Annotated in this window: 15 protein-coding genes; 9 read left to right on the top strand and 6 right to left on the bottom strand. The window is 73.9% G+C overall.

The window, feature by feature from the left end; translation table 11 throughout:
• The first annotated feature begins 1 nt into the window (after window position 1).
• Window positions 2-1,081 (top strand): LuxR C-terminal-related transcriptional regulator, encoded by a 1,080-nt coding sequence (locus tag ACFY00_RS11365; RefSeq protein WP_388029848.1) that lies wholly within the window; start codon window positions 2-4, stop codon window positions 1,079-1,081.
• Between the two features lie 12 nt (window positions 1,082-1,093).
• Here the strand turns inward: ACFY00_RS11365 and ACFY00_RS11360 are convergent, their stop codons facing one another.
• Window positions 1,094-2,116, bottom strand: coding sequence for a site-specific integrase (locus ACFY00_RS11360; RefSeq protein WP_388029846.1), 1,023 nt, complete (start codon window positions 2,114-2,116; stop codon window positions 1,094-1,096).
• 873 nt (window positions 2,117-2,989) lie between these two features.
• Here ACFY00_RS11360 and ACFY00_RS11355 point away from each other — a divergent pair.
• Window positions 2,990-4,591 (top strand): glycoside hydrolase family 27 protein, encoded by a 1,602-nt coding sequence (locus tag ACFY00_RS11355; protein ID WP_388030220.1) that lies wholly within the window; start codon window positions 2,990-2,992, stop codon window positions 4,589-4,591.
• Window positions 4,592-4,705: 114 nt separating this feature from the next.
• Window positions 4,706-6,223: an arabinofuranosidase catalytic domain-containing protein gene (locus tag ACFY00_RS11350; protein WP_388029844.1), complete on the top strand. Its 1,518-nt coding sequence runs from the start codon at window positions 4,706-4,708 to the stop codon at window positions 6,221-6,223.
• A 150-nt stretch (window positions 6,224-6,373) separates the two neighbouring features.
• Here the strand turns inward: ACFY00_RS11350 and ACFY00_RS11345 are convergent, their stop codons facing one another.
• Both ACFY00_RS11345 and ACFY00_RS11340 read right to left on the bottom strand, forming a co-directional pair.
• On the bottom strand, window positions 6,374-9,799 hold the full coding sequence (locus tag ACFY00_RS11345; RefSeq protein ID WP_388030218.1) for a discoidin domain-containing protein: 3,426 nt from the start codon (window positions 9,797-9,799) through the stop codon (window positions 6,374-6,376).
• 122 nt (window positions 9,800-9,921) lie between these two features.
• Complete coding sequence (locus ACFY00_RS11340) at window positions 9,922-11,790, bottom strand: discoidin domain-containing protein (protein ID WP_388029842.1); 1,869 nt, start codon at window positions 11,788-11,790, stop codon at window positions 9,922-9,924.
• Window positions 11,791-12,116: 326 nt separating this feature from the next.
• On the opposite strand from ACFY00_RS11340, the gene ACFY00_RS11335 reads away from it, so the two are divergent.
• The 6 genes from ACFY00_RS11335 to ACFY00_RS11310 all read left to right on the top strand — a co-directional run bounded on the left by ACFY00_RS11335 (window position 12,117) and on the right by ACFY00_RS11310 (window position 17,082).
• Window positions 12,117-12,482 (top strand): hypothetical protein, encoded by a 366-nt coding sequence (locus ACFY00_RS11335; RefSeq protein ID WP_388029839.1) that lies wholly within the window; start codon window positions 12,117-12,119, stop codon window positions 12,480-12,482.
• A 534-nt stretch (window positions 12,483-13,016) separates the two neighbouring features.
• Complete coding sequence (locus ACFY00_RS11330; RefSeq protein ID WP_388029838.1) at window positions 13,017-14,261, top strand: MFS transporter; 1,245 nt, start codon at window positions 13,017-13,019, stop codon at window positions 14,259-14,261.
• An 80-nt stretch (window positions 14,262-14,341) separates the two neighbouring features.
• The gene (locus tag ACFY00_RS11325) at window positions 14,342-14,941 is read left to right on the top strand and encodes a cysteine hydrolase family protein (protein ID WP_388029837.1); all 600 of its coding nucleotides are present in this window, start codon (window positions 14,342-14,344) and stop codon (window positions 14,939-14,941) included.
• 148 nt (window positions 14,942-15,089) lie between these two features.
• Entirely contained in the window at window positions 15,090-15,677 is a 588-nt protein-coding gene (locus ACFY00_RS11320; RefSeq protein ID WP_388029835.1) for a MarR family winged helix-turn-helix transcriptional regulator, read from the top strand.
• Between the two features lie 29 nt (window positions 15,678-15,706).
• Window positions 15,707-16,126, top strand: coding sequence for a nuclear transport factor 2 family protein (locus tag ACFY00_RS11315; protein WP_388029832.1), 420 nt, complete (start codon window positions 15,707-15,709; stop codon window positions 16,124-16,126).
• A 23-nt stretch (window positions 16,127-16,149) separates the two neighbouring features.
• Entirely contained in the window at window positions 16,150-17,082 is a 933-nt protein-coding gene (locus ACFY00_RS11310) for a class I SAM-dependent methyltransferase (RefSeq protein ID WP_388029830.1), read from the top strand.
• Between the two features lie 47 nt (window positions 17,083-17,129).
• Here the strand turns inward: ACFY00_RS11310 and ACFY00_RS11305 are convergent, their stop codons facing one another.
• From ACFY00_RS11305 to ACFY00_RS11295, 3 genes are all read right to left on the bottom strand, one after another.
• Window positions 17,130-18,344: a cation:proton antiporter gene (locus ACFY00_RS11305; RefSeq protein WP_388029829.1), complete on the bottom strand. Its 1,215-nt coding sequence runs from the start codon at window positions 18,342-18,344 to the stop codon at window positions 17,130-17,132.
• 4 nt (window positions 18,345-18,348) lie between these two features.
• Window positions 18,349-18,819 (bottom strand): cation:proton antiporter regulatory subunit, encoded by a 471-nt coding sequence (locus ACFY00_RS11300; RefSeq protein WP_388029827.1) that lies wholly within the window; start codon window positions 18,817-18,819, stop codon window positions 18,349-18,351.
• A 242-nt stretch (window positions 18,820-19,061) separates the two neighbouring features.
• A partial coding sequence (locus ACFY00_RS11295; RefSeq protein ID WP_388029825.1) for a thiamine pyrophosphate-dependent enzyme occupies window positions 19,062-19,462 on the bottom strand: 401 nt, incomplete at its 5' end.

The following is a 19,462-nucleotide window of genomic DNA, read 5'->3' as shown; positions in this document are numbered from 1 at the left end:
CATGGCCGCCACCCTGCGGGAGCGACACGTCGAGCGGCTGATCGACAGCTGCTACGCCGACCTGGACGTACCGGCCCTGACCTCCGAGGTGCTGCGCCGCCTGCCCGGCATCCTGCCGGTGGAGGCCGCGTTCTTCGCCTCGGTGGACCCGGAGACCCTGCTCTTCACCTCGGCCGTGGCCCAGGACCCGCTGGCCGCCGCCACTCCGCTCTTCCTGGACAACGAGTACGGCCGCGCGGACGTCAACAAGTTCGCCGCGCTGGCCCGGAGCCCGGAGCCGGTGACGTCGCTGGACCGGGCGACCCGGGGCGAGCGCTCCGCCAGCGCCCGCTACCGCGAGATCATGGCGGGCCTGGGACTCGGCGACGAGCTCCGGGCCGCCCTGGTCGTCGGGCACGCGTGCTGGGGCGTGCTCTGCCTGCACAGGGCGGACGCACGAGCCGGCTTCTCCGGCACGGATCTGGACCTCCTGCGCAGGCTCGCCCCGCACCTGGCCGAAGGCCTGCGCCGGGACGTCGTGCACCGCGCGCTGACCGGCGACGGGGCCGCGGCCGCGGGCGGCCCCGGCATGATGGTGCTCGACCAGGGGTTCTCGCTGGTCTCGATCAGCCCGGACGCCGAACGGTGGCTGGCCCGGATCGGAGGGCCGCGGGTCCAGGGTCTGCCGCTGCCGGTCCACTCGGCGGCCGTCCAGCTGGCCCGGACGCCCGACGCGTCCCCGGAGGCCGCGCCCCGGCCCGGCTCGGTCAGACTGCGCACCCTCGACGGGCAGTGGCTGGCCCTGCACGCCACCCGTCTGCGGGGGCGGGCGGAGGACCGGATCGGGGTGGTGGTCGAGCCCGCGCCCGCCGCCGAGGTCGGCTCCCTGCTGCTGGCCGCCCACGGCCTCACCCCGGCCCAGGGCCGGGTCACCGCCCTGGTGCTGCAGGGGTGCTCCACCCGGGAGATCGTGGCCCGGCTGCACATCTCCGGGTACACCGTGCAGGAGCACCTCACGGCGGTGTTCGCCCGGCTCGGGGTGAGCAGCCGTCGGGAACTGATCGCCGCGGTGCTCGCCCCGCAGGGCCGCCCCGGTCGGTGAGGGCGCCCCGGGTCAACCGGTCGGGTCTCCGGTCCGGTGCTCGGTCGGGAGCAGGACGGGGACGGGTGCGCGGCGCAGGACGGTCGCGTCGGTGGGTGCGGCGCTGTCGTCGGGTCGGAGTTCGACGGCGCGGCGGAGGGGTTCCATGCGGCGGGGGAGGGGGTGCCAGCCGGGTTGGCCGGCCATGTCGGTGTTGAGGTCGTGGACGGCGCGGGCGTAGGCGCGGGCGAGGCCGCGGAAGTGGAGGGGGAGGCCGGGGCGGGGGTGGCCGCTGGGGGCGATGCTGACCCACAGGGCGTCGGTGGTCTGGTTGTCGGGGCCGGGGGGCCTGGTGGGGTCGCGGAGGGTGAGGTGGGCGCGGGCGGTGAGCCAGTGGCGCAGGGCGGCGCGGGTGGTGGGGGAGAGGGCGATGGTCTCGGTGGTGGGCGGGGTGCGGGGGTCGCGGTGCTGGGGGAGGCGGGTGAGGCGGACGGTGCCGTGGTGGAGGTCGACGTCGTGGGTGCGCAGGGCGCAGAGTTCTCCGGCGCGGCAGCCGGTGTCCAGGACGGTGGCGATGACGGCGAGGATGCGGGTGCGGGCGTCGCTCTGGCCGGGGCGGGTGGCGCTCTCCAGGTGGCCCAGCAGGATGCTGCGGGGGCGGGCGGTGACGGTCTCCCGGAGTTCGACGGCGGGCCGCTCGCGGTCGGGGAGGGTGAGGGGCAGGCCCGCCTCGGTGGTGAGGATGCGCAGGCAGTCCTCGCGCACGCGCATGGACGCGGGGGAGGGCTGGTCGGGTCGGGCGGCGGGTTTGCGGCGCAGCAGGCCCCGTTCGGCGGCGGTGAGGTAGGCGGCGAGGGTGGCGGGGGCCAGGAGCGCGGGGAGGGAGGCGGCGGCGGTCGGCGGGATCGCGCCGCGTTCCAGGGCGGTGCGCAACTCCCCGGCGATCCAGCGCAGTTGCTTGGCGCGGGAGAGGCCGGTGGGCGGCTGGCAGAGGTGCTCGACCAGGGCGTCCAGCGCCTGGAGGGAGGGTGCCGCTGCCGTCGGGGTGTCCGCCATGGGGCCACCCTAGGCCCTGCCCAGCGCCGGGGCGGACAGGTCCCCGGGCGGGCGGCTCCCAGCAGCCTCCTAGAAGTATGCATGTATGAATAACTGGCTTGAGGCGCGACCGTCCGCCCGGGGTCGACGGGGTGGTGACCGTCCGCTCGGGCGCGCCCCGGGTCGGTGGTGGTCGTCCTTCGGCAGCCGGCGGGGGTGGTGAATCCCGCGCACGCGGAATATCCCGTGCGGGAATCGCGCGGGCGGTGCGGGGAGTTCCGGGGGCGGCATTTCCGCGCGAAGGGTTGACATGGGGTTCGGGGTGCTGGACGCTCTTAACCGCCACCGCCCAGGACATTCGAGAGGGTGATCCCCCACCGTAAATTGTTAGCGCTAACAATACTCGCCGGAGCCGCCGCGCAGCCAGGGCCCGGCCGCTGGAGGCCGCAGGAGGCGCGGGCCCGCCTGCGGAGCACGGGCGGCGGTGGCGGAAACTTTCACGCGGACCCCGCCGCCGAATAGCGGCGGGAAACGGACGACGGGTCGACCGGCCCCAATGCCGACAGGGCCGCGGCCGGTCCGGAATTCGGCGTCCGGGTGCATTCCTGAACCTTTCCGCCGCGCCGCTCGGTGAATTCGGGTGCGGCGGACCGCCCCGCCCCGCCGCGCACCGGGAAATCCCCGGAGGAATCCCGTCCGGCGGGCGTCGAATTCGCCCACCGGCACGCGTCCGCCGTGCCCGCGGGGCGACGGCCCCCACCATGCTCCCGGCGCGCGCACCCGCGGGTCGTGCGCGTCCCACCACTCACGCCAGGAGGCGACCCCGTGCTCCACCCCCACCGACACGCCTCAGGGCGACCGGCGCGATCCCGCCTGCGCAGGGCGCTCGCGCACCTGCTCCCGGCCCTGCTCCTGGCGCTGGTGATCCCGCTGCTCTCCCCGGGCGGGGCCACCCAGGCCGCCGCGCTGGGCAACGGCCTGGCCACCACCCCGCAGATGGGGTTCAACGACTGGAACGCCTACGGCTGCAACGTCTCCGAGTCGCTGATCAAGACCACGGCGCTGGCCATGCACAACAACGGCATGCAGAGCGCCGGGTACACGTACGTCAACATCGACGACTGCTGGATGACCCACTCCAGGGGCGCCGACGGACGCCTCGTCCCCGACCCGGCCAAGTTCCCGGACGGGATCAAGGGCACCGCCGACTACGTCCACTCGCTGGGCCTGAAACTCGGCATCTACGAGGACGCCGGACTGCAGACCTGCGCGGGCTTCCCCGGCAGCCTCGGGCACGAGACCACCGACGCCCAGTCCTTCGCCGCCTGGGGCGTGGACTACCTGAAGTACGACAACTGCTACGCCGGGCCGGGCTGCGCGCTGAACTCCTGTCCCAACGGCACCAAGGCGCCCGCCCAGACCCGCTACGCCACGATGCGCGACGCGCTGGCCGCGACCGGACGGCCCATCCTGTTCAGCCTCTGCAACTGGGGCGAGGACAACGTGTGGACCTGGGGCGCGGGCACCGGCAACAGCTGGCGCACCACCGGTGACATCAACGCGAGCTACTCCAGCATGCTGTCGATCTTCCACAGCAACGTGAAGCTGGCCCCCTACGCCGGTCCGGGCCACTGGAACGACCCGGACATGCTGGAGGTCGGCAACGGCTCCCTCACCGACACCGAGAGCCGCACCGAGTTCAGCCTCTGGTCCGAGATGGCCGCGCCGCTGATCGCCGGCACCAACATCGCCTCGGCCAGTGCGAACACCCTCGCCACGCTCACCAACACCCGGGTGATCGCCGTGGACCAGGACCCGCTGGGCAAGCAGGGAACCATGGTCTCCTCCACCAACGGCCTCGACGTGCTGGCCAAGCCGCTGGCCAACGGCGACGTCTCGGTGGTCCTGTTCAACGAGACCGGCTCGACCGCGACCATCACCACCTCCGCCGCCGCGATCGGGAAGACCGGGGCGGCCAGCTACGGCCTCACCGACCTGTGGACCGGCGCGACCTCGACCACCACGGGCACCATCAGCGCCACCGTCCCGGCCCACGGCACCACCATGTTCCGGGTCAGCGGCGGCACCGGCGGCGGCACCGCCACCAGCGGACCGGTGCGCGCCGTGGGCGCGGGCAAGTGCCTGGACGTGCCGAACTCGACCACCACCGCGGGCACCCAGGTGCAGATCTGGGACTGCAACAACCAGGCCAACCAGCAGTGGACGCACACCGCCTCCAACCAGCTGACCGTCTCCTCGGGCGGCACGCAGATGTGCCTCGACGCGTACGACAACCAGACCGCGCCCGGCACCAAGGCGATCATCTGGACCTGCAACAACCAGGTGAACCAGCAGTGGCGGGTGAACACCGACGGGACCGTCACCAGCGTCCAGTCCGGACTCTGCCTCGACGTCACCGGCCGGTCCACCGCCAACGGCGCGCTGGTCGACCTGTGGACCTGCAACGGCCAGAGCAACCAGCAATGGGCCCTGTGAGGTCCCCGCGGCGGCCCGGCGCGCGTCCCGGGCCCGCCGCCGTCCACCGCGCCCCGTGCCCCGCACCTCACGCCCCACGTCCCACACCCGCCCGACGAGCCGCAGGGAGCCCCCATGCGTGACAGCCGCCGTCCGGACCACCCGACGCCCGCACCCCCGCCCCGGACCCGACTCCGCGCGCTGGTCCGCGTGTTCGCCACGATCCTGCTGGTCGTCGGCACCGTGACCGGCACCGGAGGACTCGCCGGCACCGCGCAGGCCGCCACCACCGGCCCCTGCGACCTCTACGCGGCGGGCGGCACGCCCTGCGTCGCCGCGCACTCCACCACCCGCGCGCTGTACGCGGCGTACGGCGGAGCGCTCTACCAGGTCCGCCGGGCCTCGGACGGCAGGACGCAGAACATCGCCCCCGTCGCCGCCGGGGGCGTCGCCAACGCGGCCACCCAGGACGCCTTCTGCGCCGGCACCTCCTGCGTGGTCACGATCGTCTTCGACCAGTCCGGCCACGGGAACGACCTCGCCTACCAGGGCCCCGGCGGCGCCGGGGGCAGCGACACCCCGGCCAGCGCCACCAGCGAGGCCCTCGCCCTCGGCGGGTCCAAGGCGTACTCGCTCTACATCAACCCCGGCAACAGCTACTGGCACGACGGCTCCTCCTCCGGGATGCCGCTGGGCAGCGCCCCCCAGGGCGCGTACATGGTGACCAGCGGGACGCACGTCAACGGCGGCTGCTGCTTCGACTACGGGAACAGCGAGACGGACCGCAGGGCGGACGGCGCCGGGGCCATGAACGCCATCTACTTCGGGACGAGTTGCTGGTTCGGCGGCTGCTCCGGGACCGGCCCGTGGGTGCAGGCCGACCTCGAGTACGGCCTGTACTCCGGCGGCAGCCAGTCCTGGAACCAGAACCAGCGGGCCTTCACCAGCCGCTACGTCACCGCGATGCTGAAGAACAACGGCACCACCCGCTTCGCGCTGAAGGGAGGCAACGCCCAGTCCGGCGGGCTCACCACGCTCTGGAACGGCGCGCTCCCGCCCGGCTACAGCCCGATGAAGCAGCAGGGCGCCATCATCCTGGGCAGCGGCGGCGACTGCTGCAACGGCAACACCAACCAGAGCCTGGGAACCTTCTACGAGGGCGCCGTCGTCAGCGGCTACCCGTCCGACGCCACCGACGACGCCGTCCAGGCCAACATCGCCGCGGCCGGCTACAGCACCGGCACCGGCACCGGCAGCACGACCGGGCCGCTGCGCGCCGTCGGCGCCGGGAAGTGCCTGGACGTCCCGGGCTCCAGCACCACCGGCGGCACCCAGACCCAGATCTACTCCTGCTCCGGCGGGGCCAACCAGACCTGGACCGCCACGGCCTCCGGCCAGCTGACGGTCTACTCCGGCAGCAGCCAACTGTGCCTCGACGCCAACGACAAGGGCACCGCCAACGGCACCAAGGCGATCGTCTGGCCCTGCAACGGGCAGCCCAACCAGCAGTGGGTCCGCAACGCCAACGGCACCGTCACCGGCGTCCAGTCGGGGCTCTGCCTGGACGTCAGCGGAGCCTCGACGGCCAACGGCGCCCCGGTCCAGCTGTGGACCTGCAACGGGCAGAGCAACCAGCAGTGGAAACTCGGCTGACCCCCTGACGGCCGACCGGCCCTCGCCCGGGACACCACCCCGGGCGGGGGCCCGCCGGTAAACGGACTGTCGAACCGTTGCACGCCCGCCTGACGCGACGGCGCCGGGGGCGCCCGGATCGGGTGCCCCCGGCGGTCGGGTGGTGGGGGGTCAGTCCATGGGGTCGGCGGTGACGGTGGTGGGGTTGGTGAGGTCGGCGGCGAGGGGGAGGTTGCGGGAGCTGTCGCCGACCAGGATGCGGTAGGTGCCCGCGGTGGCGGTCCAGTGGGAGGTGGTGGTGTCCCAGTGGGCGAGGGCGTGGGCGGAGACGGTGAAGGTGGCGGTGGCGGAGGCGCCGGGGTCGAGGGTGATCCGCTGGAAGCCCTTGAGCTGGTGCGGGGGTTCGCCGGTGGCGGCGGGGGCGCCGACGTAGAGCTGGGCGACCTCGGTGCCGGGGCGGGTGCCGGTGTTGGTCACGGTGGCGGTGACGGTGGCCTTCCCGTTGGTGAGCGGGCCGACCTGCAGGTTGGAGAAGGCGAAGGTGGTGTAGGACAGGCCGTGGCCGAAGGGGAACAGCGGGGTGAGGTTGTTGCTGTCGTACCAGCGGTAGCCGATCTTCAGGCCCTCGGAGTACTGGACGGTGCCGCCGGTGCCGGGCCACTGGGCGGGGGTGTTCGCCGGGACCTGCGCGAGCGAGGCGGGGAAGGTGATCGGCAGGTGCCCGGAGGGGTTGACGTCGCCGAACAGCAGCGCGGCGATCGCCTCGCCGAACTCCTGGCCCTGGTAGAAGCCCTCGAAGACGCCCGAGACCTGGTTCAGCCAGGGCATCATGACCGCCGAGTTGTTGCTGAGCACCACGACGGTGTGCGGGTTGGCCGCGGCCACCGCCGAGATCAGCGCGTCCTGGTTGCCGGGCAGGTTCAGGGTGGTGGTGTCGGCGGTCTCGTGGCCGTAGTCGTCGGCGGCGAAGACGACCGCCACGTCCGAGGCCCGGGCGAGCGCGACCGCCGAGGCCTGGTTGGTGCCGTCGTCGTAGGCCACGGTGGTGCCGGTGCCCGCGGTGCGCTGCTGGAGGCCGTACAGCGGGGTGTAGGTGCCGGAGCTGGTGGCGTTGCCGCTGCCGCCGCCGGAGGTGAGGGTGCCGGGACCGGCCTGGGTGCCGATCACGGCGATCGAGCGGCCCGCGTGCGCGTCCAGCGGCAGCAGGCCGTCGTTCTTGAGCAGCACGGTGCCCTCCTCGGCGCCGCGCAGGGCGACCGCGCGGTGGGCCGGGGTGGCGACGATCGCGGTCTTGGAGCCGCTGGGCGCCTTGTCGAACAGGCCGAAGCGGAACATCTGGGTCAGCACCCGGGAGACCATGGTGTCGAAGGTCGCCTGGCTGACCTGGCCGTTGGCGACGGCCTGCAGCAGCGGTGCGGAGAAGAACCCGTCGAACGGCATCTCCACGGTCTCGCCCGCGTTGGCCGACGGCACGGTGGAGTGGATGCCGCCCCAGTCCGAGGTGATGAACCCCTGGAACCCGGCCTGCTGGTACATCGCGACGTTCTCCAGCGCCGGGTTCTGGCAGGAGTACTCGCCGTTGACCATGCTGTAGCCGCACATCAGCGCCGCCGCGCCGCCCTTCTCGATCGCGGTCTGGAACGCGGGCAGGTAGATCTCCTGCAGGGTCCGGGCGTCGACGATCTCGTTGCCGGGCGCGGAGGGCTGCTCGACGTTGTACGCGGCCACGTGCTTGACCTCGGCCATCACGCCCTGGCTCTGCAGGCCCTGGACGTCCGCGCTGGCGATCTGCCCGCTCAGGTACGGGTCCTCGCCGAAGGTCTCGTAGGCCCGCCCCCAGCGCGGGTCGCGCACCATGTTGACGGTCGGGCCGAGCGAGACGTGCACGCCCTTGCCCGCGAACTCCTGGCCGACCGCGACGCCGAACTCGTGCACGTAGTCGGGGTCGAAGGTGGCCGCCGACACCTCCCCGTCGGGGAACTGGGTGACGCCGCCGAGGCCGTCGCCGACCCCGCTCGGCCCGTCCTCGAAGTTGACGTCCGGGATGCACAGGTCGGGCTGCCCGGCGATCTGCCCGATGTAGACGTCGGAGCCGTCGCCGTACAGCAGCCGGTCCTTCTGCTGCTGCGTCATCGCGCCCATCAGCTGGGCGACCCGGGTCGCCACCGGTACGGTCGGCTGGTTCAGCCACGGGCAGGTGCCCGGCGCGGGCTTCGGCGCGGGCGGCGGGATGGTGACGGTCCTGTCGCCGACGGTGCGCACGGCCAGCTCCCAGAGCGAGACGCCGTACGCGGTGGCCCGGGCGGTGGTGTACAGCCGCAGGTAGCGGCCGGTGCCGGTGACGTTCAGGGTCTGGGTGCCGCCGGTGCCGGTGGTGGTGGAGTAGACGGACGTCCAGGTGGCGTTGTCGTTGGACAGCTCGATCCGGAACCCGGTGGCGTACGCGTTCTCCCACTGCAGCACCACCTGGCACACCGGCAGGCTCCCGCCGAAGTCGACCACGATCCACTGCGGGTCGCCGACCGCGGAGGACCAGCGGGTCAGGGTGCTGCCGTCGGTGGCGTAGAAGGCGTCGTACGCCGGGTTGCCGTCCTGGGCGGAGGAGCCGGTGGCCGGGTGCCCGAGCGCCGCGTTGACGGTGCCGCAACTGCCGTTGCCGCCGGTGGGCGTGGGGGACGGGGTGGGCGTCGGGGTGCTGCCGCCCCCGCCGGTGAAGACCTGGAACTCCCAGAGCGAGTAGCCGTACTGGGTGGCCCGGGCGGTGCCGTACACCCGCACGTAGCGGCCGGTGCCGGTGACGGCCAGCGCCTGGGTGCCGCCCGGGCCGGTGGTGGTGGAGTAGAGGGTCGTCCAGGTGGCGCCGTCCGCGGAGACCTGGACCTGGAAGGCCGTGGCGTACGCGGCCTCCCAGGCGAGCGAGACCCGGCACACCGGCAGCACCGCGCCCAGGTCGACCTGCAGCCACTGCGGGTCGGCGGCGGCGGAGGACCAGCGGGTGCCGCCGTCGCCGTCGACCGCGGCGGCGGCCGGGAAGGCGGCGCTCTGCTCGGAGGAGGCGGTCACCGGCCGGTCCAGCGCGGCGTTCTGGCTGCCGCAGGTGCTGCCGCCCCCGCCGCCCGTTCCGGCGGTGCCGTAGACCTGGAACTCCCAGAGCGAGTAGCCGTACTGGGTGGTGCGGGCGGTGCCGTACATCCGGACGTAGCGGCCGGTGCCGGTGACGTTCAGGGTCTCGGTGCCGCCGGTGCCGGTGGTGGTGGCGTAGAGGGTCGTCCAGGTGGCGCCGTCGTTCGAGGTCTGGATCTGGTACGCCTTCGCGGCCGCGGTCTCCCAGCGCAGCACGACCTGACTGAGCGTCGCGCCCGCGCCCAGGTCGACCTGCAGCCACTGCGGGTCGGCGGCGGCGGAGGACCAGCGGGTGCCGCCGTCGCCGTCGACGGCGGCGGACGCGGGCGTGGCGGTGTTCTCGGTGGAGGAGGCGGTGGCCGGGCGGCCCTGCGACAGCAGCGCCGGGGCGGCCTGCGCGGCGGGCGTGCCCGCGACCAGCAGGGAGGTGAGCAGGGCCAGGACGGCGAGCGCCGCCGTCCACAGCGTCTTCAGCGTCTTCGGTGTCTTCGGTGTCTTCGTGGTGCGCCGGGGGAGCGGGGCTGATCCCGGCGGGCGGGCCGAGCGTGCGTTCACGGTTCTCCTCGCGGACGGACGGGTGGGGGACGCGCCGGGCCTCAGAAGCCGACGGCGACTTCGAGCCACTGCGGGTTCGCGTGCGAGACGTACGAGGACTGGCCCGCGTAGTCGTCGTACGGGAAGCCGTACGCCAGGCCGTCGATCGCGCGGTCGTGCCAGAACTTCGCGTAGTAGTTGGCCGGGCCCGCCGCGTAGTACTTCGTCGGGTCGGACCACTGGGACTGCGGCAGCGTCGCCACGTGCCGGTTCAGCGCCGAGCACATGCCCGGGTCGGCGGCCATGGTGCCCGCGCAGCCGAAGATGTTCGAGGTGCTCTCGTTGACGCCGACCGAACTCGCGTACGCCGTGAAGTAGTTGGCGTTCACGCCGCCGGTGCGGAAGCTCGGGTCGCTGCCCGGCGCGATGATCCGGTACGGGGCCTCGGTCTGCGCCAGCACCTTGAACTCCGGCGGGACGGCGTTCGCGAAGTCCTGGAACAGCTGGGTGCGGCTCTCGTCGAACACCGACCGCGCGTCACCGACCTGCACGTCGTAGCCGTCGGCCGCGTGCAGCCGCATCGCCAGCGGCAGGGCCCAGGCGTCGACCCGGGTGGTGTTGCCGTTGAACACGTCCGGTCCGACGGTGAACTCGATGAAGTCGGCGTACCTGCTGGTCGGCGAGCCGAGGTAGAAGTACATCCGTCCGGCGGAGTTGGCGGGCATGTCGAGGTACGGCTGCTCGGCGATCGAGTGCACCTGGCCGTTGAAGCTCCAGTACACCTGGCTGTCCGGGTAGGCGCCGTTGGTGCGGTTCAGCACCTTCACCGTCAGCACGTTCTTCGCGGCCGGGATGCTGCCGGTGTCGCCCCAGAACGGGTCGGCGGGCGGCGTGCTGCTCGGACTCGGGCTGGGAGTGGGGGAGTTGCTGCCGCTCGTGGTGGTGGAGACCTGGAGCTCCCAGAGCGAGTAGCCGTACGCGGTGGTGCGGGCGGTGCCGTACACCCGCAGGTAGCGGCCGGTGCCGGTGACGTTGAGGGTCTCGGTGCCGCCGGTGCCGGTGGTGGTGGAGTAGGCGGTCGTCCAGGTGGCGCCGTCGGTGGAGAGCTGGATCTGGTACGCCTTCGCGGCCGCGGTCTCCCACTGGAGCTGGACCCGGCAGACGCTCTGGACCGAGCCCAGGTCGACCTGCAGCCACTGCGGGTCGCCGAACACGCTGGACCAGCGGGTGCCGGGGTTGCCGTCGACGGCGGCCGAGGCGGGGGTGGCGGCGCTCTCGGTGGAGGAGGCGGTGGCCGGGCGGCCCTGCGCGGCGTTCGACGCCCCGCAGGTGCTCGGCGGCGTGCCGGTGCCGTAGACCTGGAACTCCCAGAGCGAGTAGCCGTACTGGGTGGTGCGGGCGGTGCCGTACATCCGGACGTAGCGGCCGGTGCCGGTGACGTTGAGGGTCTCGGTGCCGCCGGTGCCGGTGGTGGTGGAGTAGGCGGTCGTCCAGGTGGCGCCGTCGGTGGAGAGCTGGATCTGGTACGCCTTCGCGGCCGCGGTCTCCCACTGCAGGACGACCTGGCTGACGGCCTGGCTGGAGCCGAGGTCGACCTGCAGCCACTGCGGGTCGGCGGCGGCGCTGGACCAGCGGGTGCCGGTATTGCCGTCGACGGCGGCCGAGGCGGGGGTGGCGGCGTTCTCGGTGGAGGAGGCGGTGGCCGGGCGGCCCTGCGACAGCAGGGTGGCCGCGGCCCGGGCGGGCGGCGCCGGGGCGAGGGCGAGCACCAGGCCCGCCAGCAGGGCGGTGACGGTGAGGAGGGCGCACAGGGGCGCGCTCCAGCGGGCGGGAGGCCGGGGCGTTCGGGGTGTCCGGTACGTGTGGGAGGTCCGGGACGTCCGGTGGGTTCGGGACGGTCGGGGCGTTCGGGGCAGGCGTGACGCGAGCATCTGTCGGCTCCTCGGGTGCGCGTGCAGGTGGGGGTGGGGGTGGGGTGTGCGGTCGCGCAGCGAGAGAGAGGGTGAGCGCTGAGAGCGCTCTCTCGCCCCAGCAGTGTGATGACCTGGAAGAATTCATGTCAAGCGGGAGAGCGCTCTCCCATTTTTGCGTCCTGCGGAGGCCGGAGGAGCGGGTCGCGGAGCCGCTGCCGAGCCGCTGCCGAGCCGCTGCCGAGCCGCCGTGGAGCGGTCGTGGGGCCGCCTCGGGGCCGCCGCAGCGGACAGGGGTCGGGGGGAATCCTGTCGTCGAGGCCTGGTGGTGGCCTAGGCTCGGACTCATGTCGAACCCTGACGGGCTGCTCGTCGACATCGCCGCGATGGTGGAGTCCGAGCACAGCAACCAGATGTCCGTGACAGTGGTGGTTCCCGGTGCGGTGATCACCGGCAGGCTGGCCCCGGTCGCCCTGTGGTGGGAGCGGGTCGCAGACGTCCTGCAGACCTCCGACCACCTGAAACCCTTCGCCGCCCTGTTCGCCCCGCCCCCGCCCGAAGCCACCCCCCATCCCCCCACCCACCTCCACCTCCACCGGGCCCGCATCCTGCAGGGCGACTTCGGTCTGCCGCACACCGGCGGCATGTACCGGATCGCCATCGAGGACATCAGCGCCTGGTCGGTCGGCGACCTCAGCTACTCCGACGGCTGACGGCCCGCCGAGGACCCGCCGCCACCGGAGCGCCCGCCGGACCGCAAGGTCCGGCGGGCGCTCCGCCGTCTCCCGGAGGCCGTACCGGTGGACCCGCGCATCCGACCGCCGCGAGCCGCCCGCCTCACTTCGGCGCCCTGCGACCGCTGGGCCGGCAGCTCGTGTCCTCGCTGAACGCCGAGGTCACCCTCGCGGACCTGGCCGAGGACCTCGCCGGGACCGGCTGCCCGCAGCCGCCCTCGGCCGCCGGAGGGAACCGGAACGGCCAGGGGCGACAACGGGCCGATCCCGGTTCCGGCCCGGTGACTCCGCCTCGCCCCGGCCCGTCCCGTCCCGCCTTGGACCGGCCCGTCCCGCCGTGGACCCGCCCGTCCCGTCCTGCTTCGAGGCCCACGCCGACCCACCTCGGTGAACAACGGGTGGTTGTGGGGTGATGGCGGATCGGCTGTTTGACCTGTCACGATCCGCTCCGCTTACCTCTCTCCGGTCAACGTCGGTTTGTTCGGGTGGGACGTCGAGGGGAGTGCGCCGAGCATGGTGAGCAGGAGGCGGCTGGGGCGGCAGTTCGGCTGGCTGTGGGCGGCGTACGCGGTGAGCGCGTACGGGTCCGGGCTGGGGTTCGGGGCGTTGCCGCTGATCGCCGTGCTGGTGCTGCACGCGAGCCCCGCCGAGGTGTCCGCGCTGTCCGCGGTGGGGCCGGCGGTGGGGGCGCTGATCGCGGTGCCGCTGGCGCCGTGGGTGGAGTTCCGGCGCAAGCGCCCGGTCATGATCGCGATGGACCTGGTCCGGTGCGCGGCCATGGCGACGGTCCCGCTGGCCTACGCCTTCGGCCGGCTCGGCTTCGTCCACCTGCTCGTGGTCTCGGCCGTGGTCGCCGCAGCCAAGATCGCCTTCGGGGCGGCCAGTGGCTCCTACCTCAAGGCCCTGGTCCGGCCGGAGGACCTGCTGGTGGCCAACTCCCGTTTCGAGTCCACGAACTGGAGCTCCATCGCGGTCGGGCCGCCGCTGGGCGGGGCGGCGATCGGCCTGTTCGGGCCGGTGGTGACCGTGCTCGCGGACGCGGTCAGCTACCTGCTCTCCGCGCTGGGCGTCACCGCGATCCGCGGCCGGGAGGAGGCGCCGCGCACGGGCGAGCGGAACCCGGGCCGGGCGGGCGGGCTGCTCGACGGCTGGCGGCACATCGCGGGCGACCCCGAGCTGCGGGCGCTCCACCTCAACAACATGCTCGTCTCCGGCCTGATCATGGCCACCGAACCGCTGCTCGCCGTCCTGCTGCTGCGCCAACTCCACTTCCCGCCCTGGCAGTACGCCCTCGCCTTCGCCGCTCCCTGCCTCGGCGGACTGCTCGGCTCCCGGCTGGCCCCCCGCGTCGTGGCCCGCCACGGCCGCCACCGGGTCCTGCGGACCGTCGGCGCCCTGCGGGCCGTCTGGCTGATCGGCCTGGTCCTCGTCCGCCCCGGCGCCGTCGGCCTGGTCACCGTGATGGCCGTCGAGCTGGCGATCATCGTCAACATGAGCCTGTACACCCCCGTCCTGGCCACCTACCGGCTCGAACGCACCCCCGCCCACCTGGTCGCCCGCACCCTGACCGCCTGGTCGATCGGCCAGCAGGCGGCCATCGCCCTCTGCACCGCGCTCGGCGGCCTGCTCGCCGACCTCACCGGCCCGCGCACCGCCCTCGCCGCCGCGGGCCTGCTCATCCTCGCCACCCCGCTCCTGCTGCCCCGCCCCGGCCGGACACCGCAGCCCGAGCCGGAACCGGCCCCCAGCCGTACGTGAGACACCGCCACCGCCGCGTCCGGACCCGCCGGTGCGCGTCCGCGTCGACGGGCACACCAACCAGCCAGGAGAACACCCGCGTGAGCACTGCCCCCGCACTCGACCCCGCCCGCACCGCCCTCCTCGTCGTGGACTGCCAGCCCGCGGTCCTCGCCGTCGTGCCCGGGGGCGAGGACCGGAACGCCCTGCTCGGCCGGCTGGAAGGGGCCGTCGCCGACGTCCGCGCGCACGGCGGCACCGTCGCCTACGTCCGCACCGGCTTCACCGACGCCGACTGGGACGCGATCCCGGACTCCAACAAGTCCTTCGCCCCGCTGGCCCGGCACCGCGCCATGCACCACCGGGACCCGGCCGCTGCCGTCCACGAGCGGCTGGCTCCCCGGGACGGGGACATCGTGGTGCGCAAGGTCCGCCACGGCGGCCTGTCCACCACCGACCTCGACCGGCAGCTGCGCGAGCGCGGCATCACCACCCTGGTCGTCTCCGGCGTCAGCACCAGCGGCGCCGTCCTGTCCACCGTCATCGACGCGGCCGACCGCGACTACCGGCTCTACGTCCTGTCCGACGGCGTGGCCGACCCGGACGCCGCGGTCCAGGACGTCCTGCTCCACCACGTCCTCCCCGCGCGGGCCCACCTGATCGACAGCGCCGAACTGCCCGCCCTGCTGCGGGCCGACTGACCCGGACACCGTCCGCGCCCCCGGTGTCGACCCCGACGTTCCTCCAGTCCGTCTCCTGATGGGACGTCAACTCGGCCCGGGTGGAGCAGGATCGGAGGGAGCAGGCGATTGACGCGCCGTCCGCGCCGAACTAGGGTATTGCTTCATTGTGAATGACGTACATAAATCCCGAGAGCTCGCCAGCGGCCCGGACGGCTCCCTCTACGACCCCGGGGTCCGCTCCTCCCTGCAGGCCCTCGCCGAGGGCGACGCCACCCTGGCCCTGGAGGCCGCCGCCGCCGTCCGCTCGGCCGCCCAGGCCGTCGACCGGTTGCGCGCGCACGGCGCGGGCGGACGCGGCCTCAGCGCGGGGGCGCTCGACCTCCTCGCCCGGCTGGGCACCGCCCCCGAGGAAGGGCTCAGCATCGGCGAACTGGCCCGCGCCGCGGGCGTCAGCTCCCGCAACGTCACCGGCCTGGTCGACACGCTGGAACGCGAACACCTGGCCCGGCGCGTCCCCGACCGGCAGGACCGCCGCTCCGTCCGGGCCCGCATCACCCCGGCCGGGCGGGAGTGGCTCGCCGCCTTCCGCGAGCCCGCGCAGCGCGCCATGGCCGCCCTCTTCCGGGGCTTCGACGAGACGGAACTCGCCCGGCTCCGGCACCTGTGCCTGCGCCTGGTCGACAACCAGCAGCGGATCGAACAGCACCTGGCCGGAGCCCGGCAGCAGGGCGAGACCCCGCACCCGACCACCTGAACCGCAACCACCAGGAGCGTGCACCCCGCATGACCGCCGACCCGCTCGCCCGCACCGCCGACCCGACCGTCCGCGCCACCGTCCGGGCCTACTACGACGCCCGGTTCGGCGGCGACGTCGCCGCGGCCGCCGCCCTGATCGGCGAGGAGTTCGCCTTCCGCAGCCCGTTCGTCACCTCCTGCAGTCCGGAGGGCCACCTCGACGGCCTCGACGGGCTGCTGGGCATCACCGACCGGGTCGAGCTGATCAGCGAGCTCTACGGCGCGGACGAGGCCACCCTGCTCTACGACCTGCACACCGTCCCGGCCGTCGGCATCACCCAGCGCACCGCCGAGCACTTCCGGCTCCGCGACGGCCGGATCACCGCGATCACGCTCCTCTTCGACTCCGCCCCCTGGCAGGTACTGATGGCCGCCGCCGGACCGGCCGCCGCACCCGCCGAGGGCTGAGGGGCCGGGTGTTGAACGGGCCCATGGGCGAGAACGGGCGCAGCGGGCAGGACGCGCACGGCGCGCGGGACGCGCACGGTGCGCAGCGCGAGCAGCACGGGCGGGCGGCGAGCCGGACGGCGGTGCTGGTCTGCCAGGGGCGGGCGGCCGCGGACGGGCGGGCCGCGGTGGGGCGCTTCGCCGACCCGGTGGCGGTGCGGCTGCTGCGGGACGGGGAACGGGCGGTGGTGGAGCAGGTCCGCGCGGGCACCCCGCCGCAGGGCTGGCGGGAGCGCACCGGCTACGAGAGCGTCCGGGCCTGCGCCGAGGTCGCCGTCCCCCGGACGGTCGCCATCGACGAGGCGCTGCGCAGCCGGGCGGGCAGCCAACTCGTCGTCCTCGGCGCCGGGTTGGACACCCGCGCCTGGCGGCTCGCCGACCTCGCGCGGACCGACGTCTGGGAGGTCGACCACCCCGCCTCTCAGCGGGACAAGCGCGCCCGCCTGGCCGCCGCCGGAGCCGAACCCGTCGCCCGTTCCGTCCACTTCACCGCCGTCGACCTCGCCGTCGACGACCTCGCCACCGCCCTGGCCGCCGCCGGGCACGACCCCGTCGCCCCCACCACCTGGCTGTGGGAGGGCGTCGTCCCCTACCTCACCCGCGCGCAGGTGCGCGCCACCCTCGCCGCGCTCGCCGGGCGCACCGCCCCCGGCAGCGCACTCGTCCTCAACTACCAGTCCCCGTCCGCGAAAGCGGCCGCCGGACGCCTGCTCACCCGCCTGCTCGGCGACTCCGTCACCGCGGGCGAACCCTGGCGCTCGCTCTGGACGCCGCAGCGGATGGCCGCCCTGCTCGCCGAGCACGGCTTCCGGGTCACCGCCGACGACGACCTGCTCACCCTCGCCCGCGCCCTCGACACCCCCGCCCGCGGCCGCACCTCCCTGCGCAACGGCCGGGTCGCCGTCGCCGGGTCCTGAACCCGCCCCGCCCGCCCGGGGCTGTGACGCCCCGTCCGCCCGGGGTGTCAGACGTGGACGCCGGGCTCCTCCGGGAGCGGCTGGGCCCTGGCCGTGACGGCCGGGCCGCGGCGGCGGGTGAGGCGGGTGGCCAGCGGCTCGGTCCACCGGGCGGCCAGCGGTCCGGTGACGACCAGCAGCAGCACGTACGCGGTGGCGAGCGGACCCAGTGACGGTTCGACGCCCGCGGCGACGGCGAGCCCGGCGATCACGATCGAGAACTCGCCGCGGGCGACCAGCGCGCCGCCCGCCCGCCAGCGGCCCTTGGCGGCGATGCCCGCCCGGCGGGCGGCCCAGTAGCCGGTGGCGACCTTGGTGAGGGCGGTGGCCACGGCCAGCGCCAGGGCGGGCAGCAGCACCGGCGGGATGCTGGCCGGATGGGTGTTCAGGCCGAAGAAGACGAAGAAGACCGCCGCGAACAGGTCGCGCAGCGGGCTGAGCAGGGTGTGCGCCCCCTCCGCGGCCTCGCCGGACAGCGCGATGCCGACCAGGAACGCGCCCACGGCCGCCGACACCTGGAGCTGCTGCGCGATCCCCGCGACCAGCAGGGTCAGGCCCAGCACCACCAGCAGCAGCTTCTCCGGGTCGTCGTGGGAGACGAAGCGCGAGATCAGCCGCCCGTACCGCAGCGCGACGAACAGCACCGCGCCCGCGGTCGCCAGCGCGACGGCCAGGGTCAGGCCGCCCACCAGCAGTCCGGCCCCCGCCAGCAGGGCGGTCAGGATCGGCAGGTAGACCGCCATCGCCAGGTCCTCCAGCACCAGGATGCTCAGGATCACCGGCGTCTCCCGGTTGCCGAGCCGCCCCAGGTCGCCGAGCACCTTCGCGATCACCCCGGACGAGGAGATCCAGGTGACCCCCGCCAGCACCACCGCCGCCACCGGCCCCCAGCCCAGCAGCAGGGCCGCCGCCGCTCCGGGCAGCGCGTTGAGGGCGAAGTCGACGATCCCGGCCGGGTACTGGCTCTTCAGGTTGGTCACCAGGTCGGCCGCGGTGTACTCCAGGCCGAGCATCAGCAGCAGCAGGACCACGCCGATCTCGGCGCCGGTGGCGACGAACTCCTCGCTGGCGCTGAGCGGCAGCAGCCCGCCGTGGCCGAACGCGAGCCCGCCGAGCAGGTAGAGCGGGACGGGCGAGAGGCCGTACCGGGAGCCGACGCGGCCCAGCAGCCCCAGGGCGAGGATGATCGCGCCGAGTTCGATGAAGACGGTGGCGGTGTGCAAGCGTTCACTCCCTTCCGAGGATCGCGGCGGCGGCGTCCACGCCCTCGCGGGTGCCGATCAGGATGAGGGTGTCCCCGCCGGCCAGCCGGAAGTCCGGGGCGGGGGAGGGGACGGCGCCGGTGCGGCGGAGGACGGCGACGACGGAGACGCCGGTCTCGGTGCGCATCCGGGTGTCGCCGAGGGGGCGGCCGTTCCAGTGCGAGCCGCCGGAGAGCTCGACGCGTTCGGCGACCAGGCCGAGGCCGGAGGTGTGCAGCACGTTGGGGCTGTGGTGGGAGGGCGCCAGGGCGTCGACCAGGGCGGCGGACTCACCCTCCGTCAGGTGCAGCGAGTGGGCGCAGGCGTCCGGGTCCTCGCGGCGGTAGGTGTTGAGGGTGCGGGTGCCGTCCCGGTGGGCGATCACCGAGACGTGCCGGCGTTCCCGGGTGGTCAGGTCGTACTGCACGCCGATGCCGGGCAGCGGGGTCGATTGCATGCGTGGTACGGGCACGGGAGGGATCCCTTCGGGCGCGGTCCGGGGCCGTCTGGTTGGCTCGTACCACCTTTTCAGAGGTGGGCCCGCGTCCGTAAGGGGTCAAGACAAGGTAAAGGCTTGGTCAAGGAGTGGCGTTCCTCACGCCCACCGCTGCGGCCGGACGGAAAGGCACCGGCCGCAGACCCCTCCGGGGGTAGGGGGTCTGCGGCCGGCGATCAGGGGGCGGGTCTCCGCCGGGGGGGTCAGTCCAGGTCGTCGCCGAAGTCGGGGCGGACGCCCCGGGCGAACTGGATCTCGTCGTTGGAGGTGCCCGCGGCGACCATCGGCCAGACCATCGCGTCCTGGTGGACGATGAAGTCGATGACGACGGGACGGTCGTTGATCTCCATGGCCTGCTTGATCACGTCGTCCAGGTCCTCGGGGCGCTCGCAGCGCAGGCCGACCGCGCCCATCGCCTCGGAGAGCAGCACGAAGTCGGGGATCCGGGTGCCCCGCCAGGCGGTCGGCTCGATGCCGTCGCCCGCGGCGGAGCCGCTGTCGTCCGCCGTGGGGCCGGAGTGCAGGACGGTGTTGGAGTAGCGCTGGTTGTAGAACAGGGTCTGCCACTGGCGGACCATGCCGAGGGAGCCGTTGTTGATGACGG

The organism is Kitasatospora sp. NPDC001540 (genome assembly GCF_042894345.1).
Classification (GTDB): Bacteria; Actinomycetota; Actinomycetes; order Streptomycetales; family Streptomycetaceae; genus Kitasatospora; species Kitasatospora phosalacinea_C.
The sequence above is the reverse complement of the archived record's forward strand: the minus strand, read 5'-3'. Positions and strand labels throughout refer to the sequence as shown.

Bases quoted from the DNA above. Each gene is read 5' to 3' on its own strand.
- ACFY00_RS11315 (WP_388029832.1), top strand. From the start codon at position 15,707: ATGACCGCCGACCCGCTCGCCCGCACCGCCGACCCGACCGTCCGCGCC.
- ACFY00_RS11300 (WP_388029827.1), bottom strand. From the start codon at position 18,819: ATGCAATCGACCCCGCTGCCCGGCATCGGCGTGCAGTACGACCTGACC.
- ACFY00_RS11330 (WP_388029838.1), top strand. From the start codon at position 13,017: ATGGTGAGCAGGAGGCGGCTGGGGCGGCAGTTCGGCTGGCTGTGGGCG.
- ACFY00_RS11335 (WP_388029839.1), top strand. From the start codon at position 12,117: ATGTCGAACCCTGACGGGCTGCTCGTCGACATCGCCGCGATGGTGGAG.
- ACFY00_RS11365 (WP_388029848.1), top strand. From the start codon at position 2: ATGGCCGCCACCCTGCGGGAGCGACACGTCGAGCGGCTGATCGACAGC.
- ACFY00_RS11310 (WP_388029830.1), top strand. From the start codon at position 16,150: ATGGGCGAGAACGGGCGCAGCGGGCAGGACGCGCACGGCGCGCGGGAC.
- ACFY00_RS11340 (WP_388029842.1), bottom strand. From the start codon at position 11,790: ATGCTCGCGTCACGCCTGCCCCGAACGCCCCGACCGTCCCGAACCCAC.
- ACFY00_RS11360 (WP_388029846.1), bottom strand. From the start codon at position 2,116: ATGGCGGACACCCCGACGGCAGCGGCACCCTCCCTCCAGGCGCTGGAC.
- ACFY00_RS11350 (WP_388029844.1), top strand. From the start codon at position 4,706: ATGCGTGACAGCCGCCGTCCGGACCACCCGACGCCCGCACCCCCGCCC.